The organism is Telluria beijingensis (genome assembly GCF_030770395.1).
In the GTDB taxonomy this organism is placed as follows: Bacteria; Pseudomonadota; Gammaproteobacteria; order Burkholderiales; family Burkholderiaceae_D; genus Telluria; species Telluria beijingensis.
The window spans coordinates 1,235,983-1,258,424 of sequence record NZ_CP132480.1 but is presented as its reverse complement, the minus strand read 5'-3'; the positions used below and the strand labels follow the sequence as shown (position 1 = coordinate 1,258,424).

24 protein-coding genes are annotated in these 22,442 nt (G+C 65.9%); 14 read left to right on the top strand and 10 right to left on the bottom strand.

Annotated elements, in window-relative coordinates; all coding sequences use genetic code 11:
* Positions 1–103: 103 nt before the first annotated feature.
* A complete protein-coding gene (locus Q9246_RS05645) occupies positions 104–559 on the top strand; it encodes a rhodanese-like domain-containing protein (protein WP_306396095.1) in 456 nt (151 codons plus the stop codon).
* A complete protein-coding gene (locus tag Q9246_RS05640) occupies positions 556–1,287 on the top strand; it encodes a hypothetical protein (protein ID WP_306396093.1) in 732 nt (243 codons plus the stop codon). Before Q9246_RS05645 ends, Q9246_RS05640 begins: the two co-directional genes overlap by 4 nt.
* Before the next feature lie 195 nt (positions 1,288–1,482).
* Here Q9246_RS05640 and Q9246_RS05635 read toward each other — a convergent pair whose 3' ends face one another.
* The 5 genes from Q9246_RS05635 to Q9246_RS05615 form a co-directional block, all read right to left on the bottom strand.
* Entirely contained in the window at positions 1,483–1,845 is a 363-nt protein-coding gene (locus Q9246_RS05635) for a glutaredoxin family protein (protein ID WP_306396091.1), read from the bottom strand.
* A gap of 87 nt (positions 1,846–1,932) precedes the next feature.
* Positions 1,933–3,876: a CocE/NonD family hydrolase gene (locus tag Q9246_RS05630; protein WP_306396090.1), complete on the bottom strand. Its 1,944-nt coding sequence runs from the start codon at positions 3,874–3,876 to the stop codon at positions 1,933–1,935.
* 61 nt (positions 3,877–3,937) lie between these two features.
* Positions 3,938–5,356 (bottom strand): TAXI family TRAP transporter solute-binding subunit, encoded by a 1,419-nt coding sequence (locus Q9246_RS05625; RefSeq protein WP_306398090.1) that lies wholly within the window; start codon positions 5,354–5,356, stop codon positions 3,938–3,940.
* Positions 5,353–8,652: a transglycosylase domain-containing protein gene (locus Q9246_RS05620; protein WP_306396088.1), complete on the bottom strand. Its 3,300-nt coding sequence runs from the start codon at positions 8,650–8,652 to the stop codon at positions 5,353–5,355. Before Q9246_RS05620 ends, Q9246_RS05625 begins: the two co-directional genes overlap by 4 nt.
* 363 nt (positions 8,653–9,015) lie before the next feature.
* Positions 9,016–9,831 (bottom strand): EI24 domain-containing protein, encoded by an 816-nt coding sequence (locus Q9246_RS05615; RefSeq protein ID WP_306396087.1) that lies wholly within the window; start codon positions 9,829–9,831, stop codon positions 9,016–9,018.
* Positions 9,832–9,951: 120 nt separating this feature from the next.
* Here Q9246_RS05615 and Q9246_RS05610 point away from each other — a divergent pair, with 120 nt between their 5' ends.
* Complete coding sequence (locus Q9246_RS05610) at positions 9,952–10,308, top strand: FKBP-type peptidyl-prolyl cis-trans isomerase (RefSeq protein WP_123068487.1); 357 nt, start codon at positions 9,952–9,954, stop codon at positions 10,306–10,308.
* Between the two features lie 176 nt (positions 10,309–10,484).
* On the top strand, positions 10,485–10,739 hold the full coding sequence (locus Q9246_RS05605) for an acyl-CoA-binding protein (protein WP_306396082.1): 255 nt from the start codon (positions 10,485–10,487) through the stop codon (positions 10,737–10,739).
* Between the two features lie 3 nt (positions 10,740–10,742).
* Here the strand turns inward: Q9246_RS05605 and Q9246_RS05600 are convergent, their stop codons facing one another.
* Positions 10,743–11,027 (bottom strand): polyhydroxyalkanoic acid system family protein, encoded by a 285-nt coding sequence (locus Q9246_RS05600; protein ID WP_306396080.1) that lies wholly within the window; start codon positions 11,025–11,027, stop codon positions 10,743–10,745.
* A 179-nt stretch (positions 11,028–11,206) separates the two neighbouring features.
* Here Q9246_RS05600 and Q9246_RS05595 point away from each other — a divergent pair, with 179 nt between their 5' ends.
* The 8 genes from Q9246_RS05595 (at position 11,207) to Q9246_RS05560 (ending at position 17,195) form a co-directional block, all read left to right on the top strand.
* Positions 11,207–11,428, top strand: coding sequence for a hypothetical protein (locus tag Q9246_RS05595; RefSeq protein ID WP_306396078.1), 222 nt, complete (start codon positions 11,207–11,209; stop codon positions 11,426–11,428).
* A 15-nt stretch (positions 11,429–11,443) separates the two neighbouring features.
* A complete protein-coding gene (locus Q9246_RS05590) occupies positions 11,444–12,721 on the top strand; it encodes a gluzincin family metallopeptidase (RefSeq protein WP_306396076.1) in 1,278 nt (425 codons plus the stop codon).
* Positions 12,718–12,993 (top strand): protealysin inhibitor emfourin, encoded by a 276-nt coding sequence (locus Q9246_RS05585; RefSeq protein WP_306396074.1) that lies wholly within the window; start codon positions 12,718–12,720, stop codon positions 12,991–12,993. Before Q9246_RS05590 ends, Q9246_RS05585 begins: the two co-directional genes overlap by 4 nt.
* Before the next feature lie 299 nt (positions 12,994–13,292).
* Positions 13,293–13,616 carry a ferredoxin FdxA gene (fdxA, locus tag Q9246_RS05580; RefSeq protein WP_306396073.1) on the top strand — a complete coding sequence of 108 codons (324 nt, stop codon included), beginning with the start codon at positions 13,293–13,295 and terminating at the stop codon, positions 13,614–13,616.
* A 103-nt stretch (positions 13,617–13,719) separates the two neighbouring features.
* On the top strand, positions 13,720–14,817 hold the full coding sequence (locus Q9246_RS05575) for an NAD(P)/FAD-dependent oxidoreductase (RefSeq protein ID WP_306396071.1): 1,098 nt from the start codon (positions 13,720–13,722) through the stop codon (positions 14,815–14,817).
* Positions 14,818–15,074: 257 nt separating this feature from the next.
* Positions 15,075–16,310 carry a polyhydroxyalkanoate depolymerase gene (locus Q9246_RS05570; RefSeq protein WP_306396069.1) on the top strand — a complete coding sequence of 412 codons (1,236 nt, stop codon included), beginning with the start codon at positions 15,075–15,077 and terminating at the stop codon, positions 16,308–16,310.
* A 215-nt stretch (positions 16,311–16,525) separates the two neighbouring features.
* On the top strand, positions 16,526–16,909 hold the full coding sequence (locus Q9246_RS05565; RefSeq protein ID WP_306398088.1) for a type II toxin-antitoxin system RelE/ParE family toxin: 384 nt from the start codon (positions 16,526–16,528) through the stop codon (positions 16,907–16,909).
* Complete coding sequence (locus Q9246_RS05560; RefSeq protein ID WP_306396067.1) at positions 16,893–17,195, top strand: helix-turn-helix domain-containing protein; 303 nt, start codon at positions 16,893–16,895, stop codon at positions 17,193–17,195. The genes Q9246_RS05565 and Q9246_RS05560 overlap by 17 nt, the downstream gene beginning before the upstream one ends.
* Positions 17,196–17,224: 29 nt before the next feature.
* Here Q9246_RS05560 and Q9246_RS05555 read toward each other — a convergent pair whose 3' ends face one another.
* Positions 17,225–17,578 carry an RcnB family protein gene (locus Q9246_RS05555; protein WP_306396065.1) on the bottom strand — a complete coding sequence of 118 codons (354 nt, stop codon included), beginning with the start codon at positions 17,576–17,578 and terminating at the stop codon, positions 17,225–17,227.
* Between the two features lie 186 nt (positions 17,579–17,764).
* On the opposite strand from Q9246_RS05555, the gene rsxB reads away from it, so the two are divergent.
* Entirely contained in the window at positions 17,765–18,442 is a 678-nt protein-coding gene (gene rsxB / locus Q9246_RS05550) for an electron transport complex subunit RsxB (RefSeq protein WP_306396063.1), read from the top strand.
* Positions 18,443–18,445: 3 nt separating this feature from the next.
* Positions 18,446–19,129 (top strand): endonuclease III, encoded by a 684-nt coding sequence (gene nth, locus Q9246_RS05545; RefSeq protein WP_306396062.1) that lies wholly within the window; start codon positions 18,446–18,448, stop codon positions 19,127–19,129.
* Position 19,130: 1 nt separating this feature from the next.
* Here the strand turns inward: nth and Q9246_RS05540 are convergent, their stop codons facing one another.
* From Q9246_RS05540 to Q9246_RS05530, 3 genes are all read right to left on the bottom strand, one after another.
* Positions 19,131–20,714, bottom strand: a complete 1,584-nt coding sequence (locus Q9246_RS05540; protein WP_306396061.1) for a methyl-accepting chemotaxis protein — start codon at positions 20,712–20,714, stop codon at positions 19,131–19,133.
* 187 nt (positions 20,715–20,901) lie between these two features.
* A complete protein-coding gene (proB, locus tag Q9246_RS05535) occupies positions 20,902–22,020 on the bottom strand; it encodes a glutamate 5-kinase (protein WP_306396060.1) in 1,119 nt (372 codons plus the stop codon).
* A complete protein-coding gene (locus Q9246_RS05530) occupies positions 22,017–22,442 on the bottom strand; it encodes a hypothetical protein (RefSeq protein ID WP_306396058.1) in 426 nt (141 codons plus the stop codon). The genes proB and Q9246_RS05530 overlap by 4 nt, the downstream gene beginning before the upstream one ends.

Genomic DNA, 22,442 nt, shown 5'->3' with positions numbered 1-22,442 from the left:
CACCATCCCGGTGCAAATTAGCGCCAATGCACCAATCTAGCGCAGGATACACTGATCCACAATGGTGCAGCAGCGTTGCCTGCCCAAAAACGGAACAATACAAATGACGACAGAAAACATTCTCTCCCTGGCGCGCCAACGCGGCGCAGGCCAGCCCTATGCCGGTGCGGTCACGCCCCAGGAAGCATTCGAGCTCTTGCGGAGCGACCCGAAGGTCAGGCTGGTCGACGTGCGCACCAACGCCGAACGCGACTGGGTGGGCCGGGTCGCCATTCCCGAAACCCAGCATGCGGCGGTGCAGTGGGCGACCTATCCGGGCGGCCAGCCGAATCCCGATTTCGGCGCCCAGCTGGAGCGGGTGGCGCAGAAGGACGAGACGCTACTGTTCCTGTGCCGCTCGGGCGTGCGCTCGCGCCACAGCGCGCGCGTGGCGACCGAGCTGGGATATGCGAACTCGTTCGACATCCTCGAGGGCTTCGAAGGCGACCGCGATGGCGACGGTCACCGCAAGACGGTCGGCGGCTGGTGCAAGGCAGGCTTGCCGTGGGTGGGCGCATGAGCGACGCATCGATGAGTCCCATCGAGCGCCTGGCGACGGCGCGCGAACTGGCCGACCAGGGACAGTACGACGCGGCGCTGCAAGAACTGGTCTGGTTCCACGACCACGCGCTGGAACAGGATGCCTCGCTGGCCGGCGTGCGCCGCTCCCATGCGCTGGCCGACTGGGCGGTGCTGGCCGAGGCCCATCCGCCGGCAGCAGCGGCGCTGGAAGCGGTACGCGAGCGCAATGCCGCCGCCCTGCTGGCCGGCACGGGAACGCGCGAGCAGTTTCTCGATGCGGCCTCGATCGACCATGCGCTGGACCAGCCGGCGCGCACGCGCGACCTGTTCGTGGCGCTGGAACCTGTGGCCCCTGCGCTGGCCGCATCGCTGACCCGGGTGGTGCTGCCGCAGGCGATCGCCGCCGGCGACGCCGAACTGGCCGAGCGCCTGATGCCGAACCCGGACGAGATCGTCCGCCAGCATGCCGACTACCTGATGGATGCGTTTCGCGAACGCCGCAAGCGGTTTACCAGCGCGCCGAGCATCCCGGCCGAGATCCACAATTATGTGCAGGACGTGAACGGGGTGCTGGGCGTGTTCGCGGCGCGCGGACGGCAGGCCGAGGTGCAGCGCCTGCGCCGGCTGGCGGTCGACCTGATTCCCGCCACCACCCTGCGGCGCGAGGTGCGCGCCGCGCTCCTGCCCGGCGCACGGCCCTGGTTCGAGCGTGGAACGCCGCGGTAGGGTTGGCGGCTTCGTGCCGTGAAAACAGAGGCAGGCCTTGATGGCATTAAGTTACGAGTAATCACCACGTCGTTCCCGCGTAGGCAGGAAACCAAGTTCTGCTGACTTCGTCGAAATTCTTGCAGAATTAGGTTCCCGCCTACGCGGGAACGACGATACTTACGCTAACTTAACGGCACCAGGGCCAGGCCTGGTCTACTCCAGGCTGTCCACCGCGGCCTTCAGCGACTGGGCGTTGTAACCCTTCAGCTTGTGGTCGCCGACCAGGATCAGCGGAACGCCCTGGCCGCCCAGCGCGGCATGTTCGCGCTTTGCGCGCTCGGAGGTTTCGATGTCGAGGTCGGTGAACGCCACGCCCCGCTGGTTGAGATAGTCGCGCGTCTGCGCACAGTAGCCGCACCACTCCGTCCCGTAGAGCACGACCTTGACGTCGGGCGAACGGAAGAACTCTGCATAAGCCGAGTCGTCGGCGACATCGGCCACCTCATTCATCTGCTGGTAGTGGCGCCAGCCCGACAGCACCGCCAGCACCAACAGCACATAGAAAGCCAGCTTCACAATGTCACCTTCGCCCCGTGTCGATTCACCCAATAGTTGCCGACATTAAAGATGGTATGCGGCGCTGTCAAGACATCGCGCGTGGCTTCAGGGCAGCACCGGCAGTTCGATGCCGGACGCCGTTCCAGGCGCACGGTACACGCGCTGGGTCGCCTTTCTAAAATCCTCTGGCTGCGCCTCGGGAATCCGCATGAAGGTCTGCGGATTCGAATCGATCAGCGGGAACCACGAACTCTGCACCTGCACCATGATGCGGTGGCCGCGGCGGAAGGTGTGGTTTACCTGGCCCAGTTCATAGCTGAGCGCCTCTACCTTGCCCGGCACAAAGGGCTCCGGCGCCTGGTAGCTGTTACGGAACTTGCCGCGCAGCGGATTGCCGCGCACCAGTTGCTGGTAGCCGCCCAGCTTGAGGGCCGGCGGCCCGACGTCCTTGCCCGTGCGCGGCGCGGCCGGCGTCGGATAGTCACCCGGATACACGTCGATCAGTTTCACCACCCAGTCGGCGTCGGTGCCGGTGGTCGACACGAACAGCTTTGGCAGCACGGGGCCGGCGATGGTGACGTCTTCTTCCAGCACCTCGCTCTGGTACACCAGCACGTCGGGCCGGGTCGCGGCGAAGCGCTGGTCGGAGACCATGTATTCGCGCGGCACGCCCTGCGCCGGATAGCCGATATACGGCACCGGACGCCTGGGGTCGGCCACGTATTCGTCGTAGGCGCCCGCGCTTGCCGGCTGCTGCCACGTCAGGCTGCCGTTGGCGTTGAAGTACAGCGTGCGCACCCTGGCCGGCTTCGGCGGCCAGGTCTCGTAGCTGCGCCAGACATTGGTGCCGGTCTCGAACATGGTCACCGGCGCCAGCGCCTGGGCCGGCTTGATGCCCTTCAGGTGCTGCTCGAAGAACGGGAACTGGATATGGCGCCGGAAGTAATCGCTGGTATTGGCGTCGAAGCGCACATGGCCCAGGCGCGCGCCGTCGCCGCGCATCCAGCCGCCGTGCACCCATGGGCCGATTACCAGCTTGTTCTCGGCGGCCGGGCTGTGGCGCCTGAGCGCGTCGTGGATGGTGAACGGGCCCTGGAAATCCTCGGCATCGAACCAGCCGCCCACGGTCAGCACCGCCGCCTTGACGTTCTTCATGTGCGGGCCGATGGCGCGCGACTGCCAGAAGTCGTCGTAGGTATCGTGCTCGATATTCGGCATGAACAGCTCGCGCTGGCGCTCGCTCATCGTGCCCGCGATCGCGCCCAGCGTCAGGTGCTTGCGGAAGAAATCGTAGCCATCGGCCTCGTCGTAGTCGAAGCCGCCGCCGGAGGCCGACTTGGGCGAAGGATTCGGCGCAGCGACGAAGGACGAGTAGAAATCGAAGTTGGCGGCCAGCTTGAATGCCCCGCCGTGGTAGGAATCGTCGCCCATGTAGAGATCCGCGATCGGCGCCTGCGGCGAGGCGGCCTTGATTGCCGGATGCGAATCGATCACGCTGGCGGCGGCGTAGAAGCCGGGATAGCTGATGCCCCAGATGCCTACCTTACCGTTGTTGTTCGGGACGTTCCTGAGCAGCCAGGCCACGGTGTCGTGCATGTCCTGGGCTTCGACGCCCTCGCCTTGTTCCAGCTTCGGCTTGGCATGCGGCGTCATCTCCTGCCACACGCCCTCGGACATATGGCGGCCACGCACGTCCTGCACCACGAAGATGTAGCCGGCGTCCTCGAATTCGCGCGACGGGCCGAGCGATTCGGGCATCCAGTCCACGCCGTAGCGCAGCTCTCCGTCGGCGCGCACGCCGGCGCTGTAGGGTGTACGCTGCATCAGGAAGGGATAGGACTTCGAGGCGTCCTTCGGCACGTAGACCGCGGTGAACAGGCGGGTGCCGTCGCGCATCGGGATCCGGTACTCGTACTTGGTATAGGCTTCGCGCGTCGAGCGCTTGGCGGGAGCGTCATCTGGCGCGGCCTGCATGCCGGCGGCGAAGGCCGGCATGGCGCCGGCGAGCATGAGACCAAGGACGAGTGCGGACAGCGGACGGCGGATCATGACTTCCTTCGGACAAAAACACGGGAGGCCGCCAGTGTAATCGGATTTCCGAAGCAGATACCTACTTTGCCAGGGGCGCCGCCGCCGCTTCGTCTTCCTGCACGCCGCGAATCCGCTCGCGCACCAGGTGGATATGGCTGCGCAGCCGATACAGCTCGTCGGCATAGGCCAGCGGCACCGAGATGTGGTTGACCCGGTCCTCGAGCCCGTCCAGGCGCCGCAGCAAGTCCTTGCGCACGGCATCGCCCGGCTCGGGCCCGGCGTCTTCCAGCGCCTGCTCGATCGCGCGCAGTTCGCCATACCAGCGGTACACGCGCGAACGCACGCGCCACACGTAAATCGGCGGCACGATCTTCGACAGCGGAATGAGCAAGGCCGTCAGCGCCACCACCACGATCCACAGGCGCTCGGCCAGGTTGGCCAGCCAGAAGCTCAGGTAGCGCTGCATGAAGGGCGGGCCGTCGCGATAGTAACGCGCGGCCTCGGGCGCCACCGGGATCTCGGTATATCTCGGCGACGGGAACTGGCCCTGCTGCTGGAACCAGCCGGCCCCGCCGTGGATCTGGGTGGCCGATTTCACCAGCAGGCCCACCAGGGCCGGATGGATGTCCTCGCGCGCCACCAGGGTCGCGGTCGGCGCGATCAGGTGGTAGTCCTGGGCCGGGATATTGCGGCCCAGGTCGACGATCCCGCGCGGCAGCACCACATGGGTCAGGAACGGCAGGCGCCGCGTATAGGCTTCGGCCTGGGCGAAATCGAACAACCGGATGCCAGGCGTCTGCAGCAGCATCTGGATCAGCGGCGCTTCGGGCGCCGACGAGAACACCAGGCCGTCGATGCGGCCGGCCAGCAGCTCCACCGTGGCCGGGGTGTCGGCCAGGTCGCCGATCTGCACATCCTTGGGTTCGATGCCGTTGGCGTCGAGCACCTGGCGCAGCAGGCGCGGCACGCCGGTGCCTTCCGGGCCCAGGTTGATGCGCTTGCCGCGCAGGTCGGTCAGGTTCGTCACCTTGGCCTCCGCGCGCAGGAACAGCCAGACCGGTTCGGTGAACAGGCTGCCCAGCGACACCAGTTCCTGGCGCTCGGCGGCGTCGCCATCCTGCGCGTTCATGGTGTCGCCGTCGGTCGAGCCGCTCTGCACGAAGGCCACGTCGGCCTCGCCCGCCAGCAGGCGCTGCAGGTTGTCGCGCGAGCCCAGGGTCGGCTGCAGGGCCACCTTGATGTCGTCGCGCGCGAGCAGGCTGGCGTACTGCTTGCCGAACTGCTCGTAGGCGGAGTTCTCCTGGCCGGTGGCCAGCCGCAGGCTGCGCGGCGGCGCCGGATCGACCCACCAGTAGGCCAGCAGCACGGCCGCCCCCACCATCAGGATGGTCGGGCCGGACGCCACCACCAGGTCGCGCAGCGAGACGATGGAAAAATTCTGCAGGCGCGCGCGCAGGCCCTTGCCGTGCGCGCCGCCTGCCTCGCCCACCGGCTTCAACGCACGCACTGGCGCTGGGCCGCAGCGGGGGCTGCACCCGGCGCCGGGGCCGGCCCTGGCTCGATCATCGGCATCAGGCTCGGCGCCAGGGTCACCAGCAACTGCACCGGCAGCGCGCTGGTGAAGTCGTAGTGCTCGGACTGCGGACCGTGCACATAGGCCGTCATGCTGCCGTAAAAGCGCTCGCCGATATTGAACACGAACGTGGCCGAGCGGTTCACGTAGCGCGATTCGATCAGGCGTCCACCGCGCGCATACACGTCGAAGCGCTGGTCGCCGGTGCCGGTCTTGCCGCCCAGCGCGATCACGCTGCCGTCGGCCTGCACGAAGGCGGTCTTGACGCGCTTGGCGGTGCCGTCCGAGACCACGCCCTGGATGGCGTCGGCCACCGTGCGCGCGACTTCCGGCGCCAGCACCTGCTCCTTGCCGCCGCCCTTGTTGCGCTTGACCAGCGTCTCGTACGGCGTGTCCTTGGCGAAGTGCAGCGAATCGATGCGCTCGATCGGCTTGCGCACGCCGCCGTTGATGATGATGCCCATCAGCTCGGCCAGCGAGGCCGGCCGGTCGGCCGAGGCGCCCAGCGTGGTCGCGAACGACGGTACCAGCGAATCGAAGGGATAGCCCATCTTCTTCCACTGGGCGTGGATCTTGAGGAAGGCCTCGACCTCGAGCAGGCCGGCGATGCGCTTGTCCTGGGCGTTCTTGCGGCTGGTCTTGAACAGCCACTGGTAGACTTCCTGGCGCTCCTCGACGCTGGCGGCGGTGACCTCGGACCAGGTGGCCTTGGGATGCGTGCGCAGATAGCTCACCAGCCACAGTTCGAGCGGGTGCACCGAGGCCACGTAGCCGCGGTCGGCCAGCGACATATTGCGCGGATCGTACATCTCGTACATCTTGGGGATGCGCTCGGGATCGATCTCGTTGGCCGACGGCAGGGTCGCATTGATGAAGGCGCCGAAGTGTTCCAGCGTGGCGTTCGGCGCCACCGTGCGGTGGGCCGCGGCGAGCTTCGAGGCCAGCGGACGCACGCCGGAGAACAGCAGCGCCTCGATCTCGGCCGGGGTCTTGCCCTTGTACTTGTTCCAGAACTTGGCCAGGAAATCCTTGCCCTCGTTGTCGGCGAAGCGCGCCAGGTAGGCGGCGCGGCGCGGATCGTTGGCGTCGGCCAGCAGCTGGGCCGAGGAGCCCGGCAGCTGGAACATGTAGTAGCGCACCACGTCGCGCATCATGCGCACGAACACCAGGTTGGTGGACTGGCGCAGCGCCTGGTGCACGTCCATGATCTTGTCGTTGTCCAGGCGGCTGAAGTTGCCGAAGGTGTGCAGGCCGCCGCCGGTCATGAAGCGCTCGCCCGGATTGGCCGAGTAGCGGCGCGCCATGGCGGCGTCCAGCATCGGCTTCAGGCCTCGGTCGGCGCCGTCCGGCAGGGTCTGGAAGTATTCCAGCGCCCACTGCGACATGCGGTCTTTCGGGTCGACCTCGACGCCGTGCAGGCCGATTTTATCCAGCGGCTCGAAGCGCTTGTGCAGCTGATCAAAAATGTCGAGATAGGTCACCAGCGTGCGCAGCTTGGCGGTCGAACCGAGATCGAGCTTGGCGCCCTCGTTGATGTCGAGCGGCTGGTCGTAGTTGTCGGTCTGGACCCGCAGGTAATTCACGTGCTCGCCCCGCTCCATCAGGGTGAAGCTGTACACCACCTGGGCCGGGTCGCCGTTGCCGAGCAGGCCCTTGCCGGTCAGGCCGGCCGCTTTCGCGTGTTCGGCGTCGGACAGCTGGCGCAGGGCCGCCGTCACCGCCTGCTGGGCATTGCTGTCCAGGGTCGAGACCACCGACAGGTCGAGGCGGTCGACGTTGTACAGGCGCGAATCGCCGATCAGGTAGCCGAGGTGGTTGCGCACCGCATTGGCCGCCTTGCGCGAGACAAACGCATCGGCCGGCGGCGGCGCCACGCCGCTGTGCAGGGCCGGCTGCAGCTTGACGTTCAGGGCGGCGTCGCGCAGCTGGGGCGAGATCACGCCGGCCTGGGCCAGCACGCGCAGGTGGCTGTCGGTCAGCACCTCGAGGTCGGGTTCGCCCGCGCCCAGGTAATACGCCGGACGGCGCTGGGCAATCATCAGGGACAGCGCTTCCTTGTAGGCCAGCACGGCATCGGGGCTCGTCATCGGGCCCTTGAGCATCTGGGTCACCTTGTCGAAGTCGCGGCCATACCAGACCCACAGGCCGTCGCCGATGCCGTTCACTTCGCCATAGCCCGACTTGGCCGACAGCGGCACCGTGTTCAGGTAGTCGAGCACGATCTGGCGCCGCGAACCGGTGGTGTCCTCGCCGTCCTGGTAGGCGCGCAGGGTGGCCGAGGCCATCTGGATGATCTTGTCGGTGGTCGAACTGGTGCGGCCTTCGGGCGAGTGCCGGTATTTCTCGATCTGGGTCGCCAGCGTGCTGCCGCCGGCCACGCGCCCGCCACCACCCAGGCCGATGCTGGACAGGGTCTTGTCGAACACGGCCTTCGAGAAGCGGTCCCATTCGACCGCCGGGTTGCGGCGCGGATGGGCGGCGTCGAGCAGTTCGCGGTTCTCGATGAACAGCAGGCTTTGCACCAGCAGCGGGGGCGCGGCGTCGAACTTGTCGTAGTAGCGCTCGGGGAAGCGCGAGGTGTAGATCGGCTGCGAACGGCAGTCGAGGATCTCGAGGCCGACCTTGGTCTTTTCGTGGTAGGTGGCGTACAGGCCGAGGTCGGCCATCTTGACCATCTGCGGCGAGATGCGCGCCTGGGCCGCGATGGCATAGTCGCGCGTCTGCAGCCGCTCGAGATACTGCGGCAGGCCGGCATAGCCGAGCCGGGTGTCATAGGGGCTGGCGGCCGGGAAGCGGATTGCCGTGCTCGGGCCGTTCTCCACGCGATAGGTGAGCTCGCTGGCCATGTCGGCGAAGATCCTGGCCTGCAGGCGCGAGGTGCGCGTCTCGAGCACGGCCCAGGCGGCCAGGAGCGCGACCAGCAACAGCAGGAACAGCACCAGCCACAGCTTCCAGCGGCGCTTGCGCGGCGCCGGCTCGTCGTCGCCCGGCTCGCCCTGCGGGCCACCGGGAATGCCGCCATTGCCCGCCAGGTGCGGGAAGGCTTCGTACAGGGGGACGTCGTTGCCGCCGGCCGCGAGCGCGGGCGCGCCTGCCGCGGCAGCGGCATTGGCTGGCGCGGCGGTGGCGACGGCGTCGCCGAACGTCGGCTCGCTGCGCTCGCCCGCGGCGCGCTTGCCGGACACATTACTTGGCCGTCCGAGACGGCGAATACTTTCCATGATGGCTTAACCGGTCTGAATCAAAACGCTCGCAATCCCCGCCAACCTGCTCGCCATCCGTATTGCTGCCGGTCCGTTCGAGTGATCGTGGTCCTTGTTAGTTCGCACACTGGTGGTGCAATCCCACTCCAGATCGCACCGTCCGTAGGCAATATTCCACCACATCAATACGTCCCGCGCGAGGCGCCGTTTAACAAATTTGCTGTGCTTGGAATATTTTCGCAAAAAAACAACGCGCTCTTGACGGAGTGATATTGCCCAGTGTCTTGAGTCAACAGTGGCTTCAATATTGGCTATCAATACTTAACGCATCGGAAACGCCTTCGGTGCACAGCCATCTGTTGATCCATATCGATACGCCGCTCACGCAGGCTGGGTCGCCTCTGCCAATCGGAGTTCTTCCAATGCCTGCAAACAGTAGAACTGGAACCAGAGCCCTGCGAACAGGAAAATCATCACGTACAGCCACAGCGACACCAGGGCCAGGACCGGGAACAGCACGATCGACAGCACGGCGCCGCCCATCCAGACGATGCCCGGCAGCGCGCCGGCCAGGCCGGTGACGAAGCCGATGGCGAGCAGGGCCGGCCGGCGGCGGCGCATCAGGGCCAGGCGCTCGGCCTGGGTGGCGTGGGCGGCCAGCGCATCGTAGCTCATCACGCGCGAGGTCACCCAGGCCCACAGGCTGGCCTGCACCAGCCAGGCCAGCGGCGGTACCGCATACAGCGGGAGGGTGAACAGCCACAGCAGGGCGAACACGGCGGTACTGCCCAGGTTGATCGCCACGCTGCCCAAGAAGGAGCCGCCCTCTTTCTTTTCGAGCCCGGGAAACTGGCGCTTGCCGACGTGCGACTCGATGGCCGGCATCGCCACCACGCCCACGAACAGCAGGGCCGAGCCGATCATCAGCGGCAGCAGCAGCACGATCGCCATCAGCGGCACCACCATCACCTTCAACATGCCCAGGCCGACCATTTCGAGCATGCTGCCGCTGGTCTCGAAGCCGCCGTAATCGGCGAACAGGCCGTGCAGCCAGTCGAGCAGGGGCTGCAGTCCGAGCCACATGGCGACGCCCCACAGGGTCAGCGCCAGCAGCAGCGGCGCCAACGACAGCAGCAGCATGCGGCGGCTGAACTGTGCGCGCAGGGCGCGCCGGCAGGCAGTGAGGACGCCGTTCATGGGATGGTCCTTCGCGGCATGGAGTCTCCTGGTGAAAGTGTGATGCCGCCATTCTACGGGATGACACCGGATGGACCCATGGACTACAATCGTCGTTCAATCTGAACAACAAGGAAGACCATGTCCACCATCACCACCGAATCCGGCCTGCAATACGAAGAACTCGTCACCGGCGAAGGCGCCGAGGCGAAAGCCGGCCAGCACGTCACCGTGCACTACACCGGCTGGCTGCGCAACGACGACGGCAGCCTGGGCGCCAAGTTCGATTCGAGCAAGGACCGCAACGACCCGTTCGAGTTCGCGCTCGGCGCCGGCCACGTGATCCGCGGCTGGGACGAAGGCGTGCAGGGCATGAAGGTCGGCGGTTCGCGCCGCCTGACCATTCCGGCCAGCCTCGGCTACGGCGCACGCGGCGCCGGCGGCGTGATCCCGCCGAACGCGACCCTGATCTTCGACGTCGACCTGCTGGCCGTCTAAGCGCATTTGCCCGTGCGCCGTCCTGCGGCGGCGCACGGTCCGCCGTCTTGACGGCGGCATTTGAACTTCCCTTCTAAAGTGCGGCCGGATTTCCCGTGCCCGCCTCTACCCTGCGCTAAGATGCTTGCCGCATTGTCCAAGCGACAATACCGCAATCAACCATCACAGGAGTTTCCATGAGCTTGCAGGAACAGTTCAACCAGGCCCAGATCGATTCGAAGAACCTGTCGGAGCGTCCCGACAACATGACCTTGCTGAAGATTTACGCGCTGTTCAAGCAGGGTTCGAGCGGCGACGTGACCGGCGAGCGTCCGGGCATGACCGATTTCGTGGCGCGCGCCAAGTACGATGCCTGGGCCGGCCTGCAGGGCACGTCGCAAGAGGAAGCCCAGCAGCAGTATGTCGACCTGATCGAGGAACTGAAGGGTTAAGCCTCACGCCGCGGCGGCGAAGGTCTTGCGCATCTTCTCCGCCACCTTGGCCTCGATGGCCGGCGCGAACGCGCCCATGAAGAAGCCCAGGCGGATGCGCATCGCGGCGCGCTGGTCTTCCAGTGTCAACATCCCCTCCACCCCACTGCGCTCGAAGCGCAGCACATCGCCGTCCCACCTGCATTCCAGGCCGTATTCGGCCGCGATCCGCTGCGCCACCTGCTCGGCTGCAGTGCGCGCCGCGTCCGGGCTCAGGCTGTGCTGCTGGACGATGCTGATTTCCGCCATCTGGCTGTTCCTTCCTGAATCGATTGCAAACAATCCGCCATGATGCCAGTTGCGGCCAGGCTATGCCAGAGCTCGCTACAACAGGCCGCTACACGGAGGCTCAATTGATGAGTATCAAAGCGCGCCCGGCGGGGAGCGCGAGGATGAAGACGCATCCCGTCATTACGCGAGGACTCGTCATGGAAACCCCCGTCGTGCCAGCGAACCGCCTGTTGCCGGGCGAGCCAGAGGCGGCGCAGGCCGCACAGCCTCCGGCGCGCTTCGTCCCCACCCCGAGCGCGCCCTACCGCCAGCAGCACCGCGCCGCCCGCCTGCTCGAAGAACCCGAGGGCCCGCAAGCCGAGCCGCCGCCGGGGACCGAAGCACCGCCGCCAGTGCCCGGCGCCCGCGTACTCATGTGAAAGCAAGACCCCTCGGTGGGCGAAATCGGCACCCGCAAGGCGTATCTGCCGGGCGTGGTGCTGGCCGGTCCGCGCGACGCCCGCATCGCGCCCGGCGAACCGGGCATCGCCGCGGTCGAGCCGAACGCCTTCGGCGACTTCGTCACCCAGCCCGACACGCCGCAGTTCGACGCCGTCCACACCTTCGTCGTGGTGCGCCAGACATTGACCATGTACCAGCGCGCCCTGGCCGCCGCCGGCAGCGCCATGCCCCTGCCCTGGCAATGGAACAGCAGTGCCGACACCCGGCCGCTGCTGGTCTTCCCGCACGGCCTGCCCAACGTCATGAACGCCTTCTACAGCCGCAGCCAGGCCTGCCTCAAGTTCGGCGACTTCATCCCCAACGGGGCGACCGACCGGGTGTTTACCTGCCGCTCGTTCGACATCGTGTCGCATGAGACTGCGCACGCGGTACTCGACGGCATCAAGCCGCAGTGGCTGCAGGCCGACGCCCCGCCCCAGACCGGCGGCCTGCACGAAGCCTTCGGCGACCTCACCGCGATCTTCCTGGCCCTGTCCCAGCTCGACCAGTGCGAAGCCGTGATCGCCCAGACCAAGGCCGACCTGCGCGACAAATCCTTCCTGGCCGACATCGCCGAGCAGTTCGGGCTGGCGCTCGGCAATAGCAGCGGCCTGCGCAATGCCGACAACGACATCAAGCTGAGCGAAGCCGGCACCCAGGTCCACGCCATCTCGCAGGTATTCACCGGCGGCGTGTTCGACGTGCTGGCCGACCTGTTCGCCCACGAGCGCGATCCCGCGCGCGAAGACGACGCCGCCGTCCTGCACCGGGTGGCCGGCTACCTGGGCGGCGTGCTGCTGCGCGCCCTGATCGCCGCGCCCGACACGGCCGCCACCTATGCCGACGTGGTCAATGCCATGCTGCAGATGGTGACCGGCGACGGCAAGCCGGCCGCCTATGCCGACGCCATCCGCCTTCAGTTCAGCCGGCGCGAAGTCGTCGAGGCCGGCCATGGCGGCGGCCCGGCGGCCGCCTTCGTCCCCGGCGTGCCCCTGGCGGCGCGGGTGTGCGACGCCCCCGGCGCGCGGCAAGACCGGCGCGCCTGCTGCGGCACCATGCAACTGGCCGAGTACGATTGCGCCGAGCGCCTGCTGGCCGGCGAGGCGCGCCTGCTGGCGCGCTGGTGCGCCGAACATGGCCGCCACGGACCGGCGCTGCCCGGCCTGCCGGCGGCCGCGCAGCCGGGCGCCCAGTCACCCGCTCATTTACCCAATCCTTCGATGCTGGCATGAAGATCCACGCCCGCGCCTGCGGCGGCTTCGCCGGACTGGCCGCATCCTACGAACTGGATACTGCCCGCCTGGCCGAAGGACCGGCCCTCGAAACGCTGCTGCGGCGCCTCGACTTCTTTGGCGCCGCGCCCGCCTGCGCGGTCGGCGCCGACCTGCCGCGCTGGGAGATCACGGTCGAGGACGGTCCGCGTTGTCATACCGTCTTCCTGCGCGAGGACGGCAGCGGCGGCGAGTGGCAGCACCTGCTCGAGCGCTTGCGGCAGGCCGGATAGCATTTTTTCCAGTTCCAGCAGTCCAACCGAAGCATGCGCCGCCACATCGCGTACGTGATTCGAACGCGTGGGCGGCGCAGCCGCCCACCCTACCGACCATCTCCGATGGGCACTTGACAGTCGCTCAATCCGCACGATCGTGCGCTTTTCTCATTCATTTGCTTATGTAGATTGTGTATATAGGCGAGTTTGTGAGAAAAGCCGAATTGCCCTAAAATACAGTGCTTTGCTCTGTCCGGCCGGCCTACTCATGTTCTTGCGCACGGCGACGCGACATCCCACCAATTGATAGGACTGTTATGACCCACGTTGTCACCGAATCGTGCATCCGTTGTCGTTACACCGACTGCGTCGATGTATGCCCGGTAGATTGTTTCCGGGAAGGCCCGAATTTCCTCGCCATCGACCCTGACGAGTGCATCGACTGCGCCGTCTGCGTCGCCGAGTGCCCGGTGAACGCGATTTATGCCGAAGAAGACGTGCCTGGCGACCAACAGCAGTTCATCAAGATCAACGCCGACCTCGCGCGCTTCTGGCCTTCGATCACCAAGACGAAGCCGGCCCTCCCAGACGCGGAAGAGTGGAAAGACGTCAAGGACAAGCTCGACCAACTGGCCCGCTAATACCGCCGCTGCGCCGCCCGTTCGGCGCCGGCCCGGGGTCGTTCTGCATGGCAGTGCTGGCTGCCATCGCCTCACCAATCAAAAAATCACAGGAAGTAAGCGCATGACTATCAGTGCCACCCACGAAGCGGGCAGCATCGCTCCCAACAGTTCCTTCGCCGGCGCCATCGAAGCAGACGCCGTGATCATCGGCGCCGGCCCGGTCGGCCTGTTCCAGGTCTTCGAACTCGGCCTGCTCGAAATTAAGGCCCACGTCATCGATTCGCTGCCGGCCGTCGGCGGCCAGTGCGTGGAACTGTATCCGGACAAGCCGATCTATGACATCCCTGCCGTCCCGGTGTGCACCGGCCAGGAACTGACCGACAACCTGCTCAAGCAGATCGAGCCGTTCGAGCCGACCTTCCACCTGGGCCAAGAGGTGACGACCGTCCAGCGTCGCGAAGACAACCGCTTCAACGTCGAAACCTCGACCGGCACCCAGTTCATCACCAAGACCATCTTCATCGCGGCCGGCGTCGGTTCGTTCCAGGCGCGCACGATCAAGGTCGATGGCATCGACAAGTTCGACAACGAGCAGCTGTTCTACCGCGTCAAGGATCCGGCTCGCTTCGAAGGCAAGAACATCGTCATCTGCGGCGGCGGCGACTCCGCGCTGGACTGGGCCCTGAACTTCGTTGGCAAGGCCGAGTCGGTCGTGCTGGTGCACCGCCGCGAAGACTTCCGCGCCGCCCCGGCGTCGGTGGCCAAGATGAAGGCCCTGTGCGACGAGTACGAGATGCAGCTGATCACCGGCCAGGTGACCGGCTTCGACGAGAAAGACGGCCAGCTGAGCGAAGTGAAGGTCACCGGCGCCGACGGCGTCACCCGCCGCGTGCCGCTGGACATGCTGCTGGTGTTCTTCGGCCTGTCGCCGAAGCTGGGTCCGATCGCCGAATGGGGCCTGGACATCGAGCGCAAGCAGCTCAAGGTCATGGACACCGAGAAGTTCGAGACCAATGTCCCGGGCATCTTCGCCGTGGGCGACATCAACACCTACCCGGGCAAGAAGAAGCTGATCCTGTCGGGCTTCCACGAAGCCGCGCTGGCCGCCTTCGGCGCCGCGCCATATATCTTCCCGGACAAGAAGATCCATATGCAGTACACGACCACCTCGCCGAAACTGCACAAGATCCTGGGCGTCGAAACCCCGGTGTTCGACTAAAGGCTGATGCCGCCGCGTTCAGTAACGTTCAGTAACTAAGCGGCGACACAATCCCCTGAAGCGCCCCGCCTTGCGGGGCGTTTTGCTTTATGTGGGCCGCCCAACGGAGCGTGTCCGGGCAAATATGCTACAAGTGCACCATACATGAAGGGAGAGGTGTGGGCCCTTGTTGCCACCGGCCAATGCAAATCCCCTATAATCGGATGAAGCTTATGCGCGGGCGATATCAGCGCAGTGTCAATACGAAGGAATACTTTATGCTTTATCAACTGCACGAGATGCAACGCTCCTTCCTGACCCCGCTGATGCAGTGGGCCGATGCGTCGTCAAAATTGTTCTCGAATCCCGTGTCGCCGTTTGCGCACACCCCATTTTCCCAACGTATCGCCGCCGGCTACGAGTTGATGTACCGCCTCGGCAAGGAATACGAAAAACCGGCCTTCGGCCTGAAGACCACCACCATCGAGGGCAAGGAAATCGGCATCGTCGAGCGCATCGTCGTCGACAAGCCTTTCTGCCAGCTGCTGCACTTCAAGAAAGACATGAGCGACGCCGCCTTCGCCGCCCTCGAGCAGCCGGCGGTGCTGGTGGTGGCGCCGCTGTCCGGCCACCACGCGACCCTGCTGCGCGACACGGTCAAGGCGCTGCTGGTCGAGCATGACGTGTATATCACCGACTGGGTCGACGCCCGCATGGTGCCGCTGGCCGATGGCCCGTTCCGCCTGGACGACTATGTGTTCTACGTGCAGGACTTCATCCGCCACCTGGGCCCGGACGTCCACGTGATCTCGGTCTGCCAGCCGACCGTGCCGGTACTGGCTGCGATCGCCCTGATGGCAAGCAACAAGGATCCGAAGCTGCCGAAGACGATGACCATGATGGGCGGCCCGATCGATCCACGTAAATCGCCGACCGCGGTCAACGACCTGGCCATCGAAAAACCGTATTCGTGGTTCGAGAACACCGTGATCTACGCGGTGCCGGGCAATTACCCGGGCTTCGGCCGCAAGGTGTATCCAGGCTTCCTGCAGCATGCCGGCTTCATCGCGATGAACCCGGGCCGCCATGCCCAGAGCCACCGCGAGTTCTACCAGCACCTGGTGCGCGGCGACGACGATTCGGCCGAAGCGCACCGCAAGTTCTACGACGAGTACAACGCCGTGCTGGACATGCCGGCCGAGTACTACCTCGACACCATCAAAACCGTGTTCCAGGATTACAGCCTGCCGAAAGGCACCTGGAAAGTCGGCGGCCAGCTGGTGCGTCCGCAGGACATCGAATCGGTCGCCCTGCTCACCGTTGAAGGCGAGCTGGACGACATTTCGGGACTGGGCCAGACCAGCGCCGCACTGACCTTGTGCAGCGGTATTCCGAAGGACAAGAAGCACGAATTCGTGGTGGAGAAGGCCGGCCACTACGGCATCTTCTCGGGCCGCCGCTGGCGCGAGATCGTGTGTCCGAAGATTACCGAGTTCATTCGCGCGAACGGGTAAGCCGAGCAGCTCAGCTCTGAAGCAAGACAAGAATGCCGTGGCATGCCACGGCATTCTTGTTTTCGCGTCACATATCAACTTATCTTGGCCTGATAATTCGAGGATGTCCTTCCTATCTTGGAGAGATTGGCAAGTTGGGGCCGCCGTTCAGTCAGCACCGTCATCTGCAGGTAGAAAATCATGCCCGTTTCGGGTATATTTTGGAGATCGAATCGATGGTCAGCGTCCTCAAGCGCAGGGATTTCGCCCGCTGGCAGGCGGGTGAGAAGCTGCCGGATAGTGTCTTGTGCAAGGCTGTCGTAGAAATGGAAAACGGCCTGATCGACGCAGATCTGGGCGGATGCCTTTACAAGAAACGGGTAGCACGTCCTGGAGGGGGTAAAAGCAGCGGCTATCGCACCTTGCTTTCTGCACGGATCGGTAATCGGTACGTTTTCCTGCACGGGTTCCCCAAGAGCGAGAAGGCAAACATCACACAGGGGGAAAAGGTAGCTCTCCAGTTTGCAGGCAAGATTTTCCTGGATTTATCTGGCGAAGCGCTGTCAAAAGCTTTGCTATCGAAGGTGTTATCGGAGGTTCATTGTGAGCAAGATCATTGAGTCGCTGCGTGAAGATCTTTCCGCGCTTCACGAAGCGGGCGCCATCAGCAAGATGACGATGCGGGAATTCGACATAACCTGCCCAGCGCCAGTACGGGAATTCAGCGCCGGCGACATCAAGCGCTTGCGCGAGATGCTGAGATTTAGCCAGCCGGTATTTGCACATCACCTGCACACATCGCCTTCAACCGTACGTAAATGGGAGCAAGGCGAAACGCGTCCAGCCGGTCCCGCGCTCAAGCTGCTGAACATCATCGCCGACAAAGGTTTGCAGGCGATCATCTAACGGTCGCGACATCCGTCACACAGCAAGCCTCAGCGTCCCTGCACCACCTGCGCCACGCGCCCGGTCGCAATCGCCACCAGCGCATACCGGTCGCCCGCATCGACCCACTGGTGTCCGCGCGGCGGCTTGGCCAGGCGCAGGGCGCGCCAGTCCTCGACCACGTGCTGGTGCGCCTGGTAACGCGCCGGCAGGCGCTCGCCGCGCTGCAATTCCTTGCTCGCGTCCACGTTGCGGTAGCGCGCCGGATACACGGACGCCTGCTGCGCTTCGGCGACGGGCTTGGCGCGCCGGTCGGCCTTGGCCTTGTCGGCGCCGCGCTGCTGCAAGCCGTCGCCGGCCGAAAAGATGGCGGCAAAGAGCAACGGCGCAATCAACTCGTTCATTCCTGTCCCCGGGGGTGAGCGTCAGCCGATAGTACAGCATCGATGTGACAGGTCGTCTGTTCGCTTGCCCACGTAATGTCATATTGAATCAAGCCGGGCCCGCCTGCCGGCCGGGCTGATCGCATCGCGCCCCGTTTTGGCGGATAATGTCGGCTTGACCAGATCGATCCCCCGACGCTTTCCCCCGTGACCACCTCCCTCGCCGACCAGCTCGAAGACCTGCTGCCGCAGACCCAATGCACCAAGTGCGGCTATCCCGCCTGCCGCCCGTATGCCGAGGCCATGGCGCGCGGAGAGGCCGAGATCAACCAGTGTCCGCCCGGCGGCATGGAAGGTGTGCGCCGCCTGGCCGCGGCCACGGGCCGCAAGGTGATCCCGATCAATCCGGCCAACGGTCTCGAGCGTCCGCGGCCGGTCGCCTTCATCGACGAGTCGCTGTGCATCGGCTGTACCCTGTGTATCCAGGCCTGCCCGGTCGATGCGATCCTGGGCGCGGCCAAGCAGATGCACACCATCCTGCCGAGCCTGTGCACCGGCTGCGACCTGTGCGTCGCCCCCTGCCCGGTCGACTGCATCGCGATGGTGCCCGTCACCGGCGAACGCACCGGCTGGGATGCCTGGACCCAGCAGGATGCCGACGCCGCGCGCGCGCGCCACGACTTCCGCAGCGCGCGCCTGCAACGCGAGCGCGAGGAAAACGATGCCCGCCTGGCCGCCAAGGCCGTGGAAAAGATGCGCGCCGTGACCGCCGAAGTGACGAATACCCCCGAAGAACTGGCCGAGAAGGAGCGCAAGCGCGCCATCATCGCCGCCGCCATGGAACGCGCGCGCCTGAAGGCCGCCGGCAACCAGGACAAGAACTGAACGATGAATCCCGCCAAACGCCTGGAAATCTTCACCCGCTTTCGCGCCGCCAATCCGAAACCGACCACCGAACTCGAATTCACGACCCCGTTCGAACTCCTGATCGCGGTGCTGCTGTCGGCCCAGTCGACCGACGTCGGCGTCAACAAGGCGATGCGCCGCCTGTTCCCGGTGGCGAACACGCCGCAAGCCATCCTCGACCTGGGCATCGACGAGCTCAAGACGTATATCTCGACCATCGGCCTGTACAACACCAAGGCGAAGAACGTGATGGCGACCTGCCAGATCCTGGTCGAGCAGCATGGCGGCGAGGTGCCGCCCGTGCGCGAGGCGCTGGAAGCGCTGCCGGGTGTCGGCCGCAAGACCGCCAACGTGGTGCTCAATACCGCCTTCGGCGAGCCGACGATGGCGGTCGACACCCACATCTTCCGCGTCTCGAACCGCACGAAAATCGCGCCGGGCAAGAACGTCGATATCGTCGAACAGAAGCTGCTGAAATTCGTGCCGAAGGATTTTTTGCACGACGCCCACCACTGGCTGATCCTGCACGGCCGCTACACCTGTGTGGCGCGCAAACCAAAATGCTGGAACTGCCTGATCGCCGACCTGTGCGAATTCAAGGACAAGACGCCGGCGCCGCCCGGCGTGCTCGATCCGGCGGTGGCGGCGGCGAACGCCGCCAACTGATTCACGCCATTCCGAGCGCCTGGCGCGGTCCTGGCAAGGATGGCGGCGCGGCCTGGGCTTGCGCCTCGACCTTGAACACGCTGACCACTTCCGTCAGCGCCACGGTCTGGTCGCGCAGCGACTGCGCCGCCGCGGCGGCCTCTTCGACCAGGGCCGCATTCTGCTGGGTCGCGCCGTCCATTTCCGTCACCGCCTGGTTGACCTGGGCGATGCCCTGGCTCTGTTCGCTGCTGGCGGCGCTGATCTGGCCAATGATGTCCATCACGTGGCGCACGCTGTCCACGATCTCGCTCATCGTCGTGCCGGCCTCGCCGACCAGGCGGTTGCCGGCGTCGACGCGCGCGCTCGATTCGCCGATCAGGTCCTTGATCTCTTTCGCCGCCTGGGCCGAGCGCTGGGCCAGGGTCCGCACCTCGCCCGCGACCACCGCGAAACCGCGCCCCTGCTCGCCGGCGCGCGCCGCCTCGACCGCCGCATTGAGCGCCAGGATATTGGTCTGGAACGCGATGCCGTCGATGACGCCGATGATGTCGGTGATCCTGCGCGACGAGGCGCTGATCGAGGCCATGGTGCCGACCACCTGCTCGACCACCTTGCCGCCCTTGGCCGCGACGTCGCAGGCTGATACGGCCAGCTGGCTGGCCTGGCGCGCGTTATCCGCGTTCTGGCGCACGGTCGACGTCAGTTCTTCCATCGACGACGCCGTCTCCTCGAGCGCGCCGGCCTGGCGTTCGGTGCGGTTCGACAGGTCGAGGTTGCCCTGCGCGATCTCGTTCGACGCCACGGCGATGGTCTCGGCGCCGCTGCGCACTTCGAGCACGATGCGCTGCAGGCTGGCCGACATCTCCTTGAGCGCCAGCAGCAGCTGGCCGGTCTCGTCGCTGCTGCGCACCGTGATCGTGGTGCGCAGGTCGCCCGAAGCCACGCTGCGCGCGGCCTCGACCGCCTCGCCGAGCGGACGGGTGATCGAGCGCGACACCAGCACGCCGGCCACCGCCGCCACCAGTGCGCCGAGCAGCATCAGGGTGTAGCTGACGGTGGTCGCGCGCGCGCCGACCGCGTCGGCCTGGGCCACGCTGCGCGCGCTCTGCGCCGACATCTTTTCTTCCGCCTGCACCAGCAGCTCGGCCGGCGCGCGGTCCTTGCCCTTGACCGCCACGTCGCCGGCGCTCGCATCGAGTCCGGCCGCCACGAAGTCGTCGTAGCCGCGCCGGTAGTCGCGCCCCATCTGCGCATGGGCCGCCCCGAACTGCGCCACCAGCTCACGCACCTCGCCTGCCGGCAGCACCTGCAGCAGCGCCGCAACCTGGCCCGCCACCTCGGCCTCGTTCTTCTGGAAGGCGTCCCAATACTTGCGGCGTTCGCCCTCGTCCTTGCCGCGCAACAGGGTGTTCTTCCACTCCTGCAGCTGCTTGCGGAAGTGGGACAACAAGGCTTGTACTTGCTGGGCCTGGCCTTCCGTGGCGACGGCCTGGCGGTAGGTATCGACCGAGCGGTTCATCTGCGCGATACCGAAGAAGCCGGCACAGGCGACCAGCAGGGTGACGGCGGCAAAGCCGAGCGGAAGTTTGCGACTGAGTTTCATGATTGCTTGCCGCGCGAAGTGCGGACGGGTTGGATGGAGAGGGAGTGTGCTGGCGCACCCATGCATAGTGTATGAGCGCGCCGACCGGCTGTCTCCGGCAGGAAACTAATTTAGACGAATGGCAAACATCCGCGGCGTCGACCGTGCTCCGCGCGCAACGATGGCGACCAGAGCGAGCACTTACTGATTACAGGAGCACCATATTGTCGCGGTGGACCAGCTCTGGCCCTTCGACGAAGCCGAGGATGCGTTCGATCTCGGTCGACGAATGGCGCATGATGCGCCGCACTTCGCTGCTGGCATAGTTGGTCAGCCCGCGCGCCAGCGGCTTGCCCGCCTCGTCGACACAGGTGATCAGCTGGCCGCGGCCGAACTCTCCCTTCACGGCCAGCACGCCGATCGGCAAGAGCGACTTGCCTTCCCTGGTGAGCTTGGCGACTGCACCGGCATCGATCACGACTTCGCCGGTCGTATGCAGGTGGTCGACCATCCACTGGCGGCGCGCCGTCAGGCGGCCGGTGGGGGCCAGCAATTGCGTGCCGATCGCCTCGCCGCCGGCCAGGCGCGTAAGCACGTCCGGTTCGCGGCCCCAGGCGATCACGGTATGGGCGCCGGAGCGCGCCGCGCGCTTGGCGGCCAGCACCTTGGTCAGCATGCCGCCGCGCCCGATGCTGCTGCCGGCGCCGCCAGCCATCGCTTCCAGGGTCGCGTCACCAGCCTGCGCCTGCTCGATCAGGCGGGCGTCCGGGTCCTTGCGCGGGTCGGCCGAGTACAGGCCGGGCTGGTCGGTGAGAATGACCAGCGCATCGGCCTCGATCAGGTTGGCGACCAGGGCGCCGAGCGTGTCGTTGTCACCGAACTTGATCTCGTCGGTGACGACGGTATCGTTCTCGTTGATGATCGGGACCACGTTTAGGCGCAGCAGGGTGGTCAGGGTCGAGCGCGCATTGAGATAACGTTCGCGGTCGGCCAGGTCGGCGTGGGTCAGCAGCACTTGCGCGGTCTTGACGCCGTGGGCGCTGAAGCTGGATTCATAGATTTGCGCCAGGCCCATCTGGCCGCAGGCGGCGCAGGCCTGCAGTTCGTGCAGTTCGTGCGGGCGCTTGCTGAAACCGAGGCGCAGCATGCCCTCGGCAATGGCGCCCGAGCTGACCAGGACCACGTCCTTGCCGAGCGCGCGCAGGGCCGCGATTTGCTGCGCCCAGCGGGCGATGGCGGTATGGTCGAGGCCCCTGCCCTCGTCGGTGACGAGGGAGGAACCGACCTTGACGATGATGCGGGAGGCTTGTTGGAGTGCGGAGTTCATGGCGACAGGAATTTACCCCGCGGTCGCAACGCGAGCAGGGCAAGTCCTGCCAGCAGTTCAACCGCGCAGACGACGAATAATACCCCCGTGGGCAAGCCGATCGCGAAGGCCGCGACGAGGCGGCCGGCCGGCTGGGCCAGGAGGAACAGGGCAGTAAGGTCGCCGAGGATGGGCTGGTCGCCCTGCCTGGCCGCCAACAGCGCCAACCCCGCGGTAGCGAGGCGGATGCCGACGTAGATGGCGTAGAACTGGCTGTAGCCGTTCACGCCAACGAGAAACAGCCCCATCGCGGCCGCGATGAGGTCGGGATCGAGCATGGCCGCGAGCGCGGCCAGCGAACTGGCGGTGGCGACCAGCTGCAACAACTGGCCGCGCAGCCAGGCGCGCGACCAGGTGGTGGCCTGTGGAACGCTCGCGCTCAA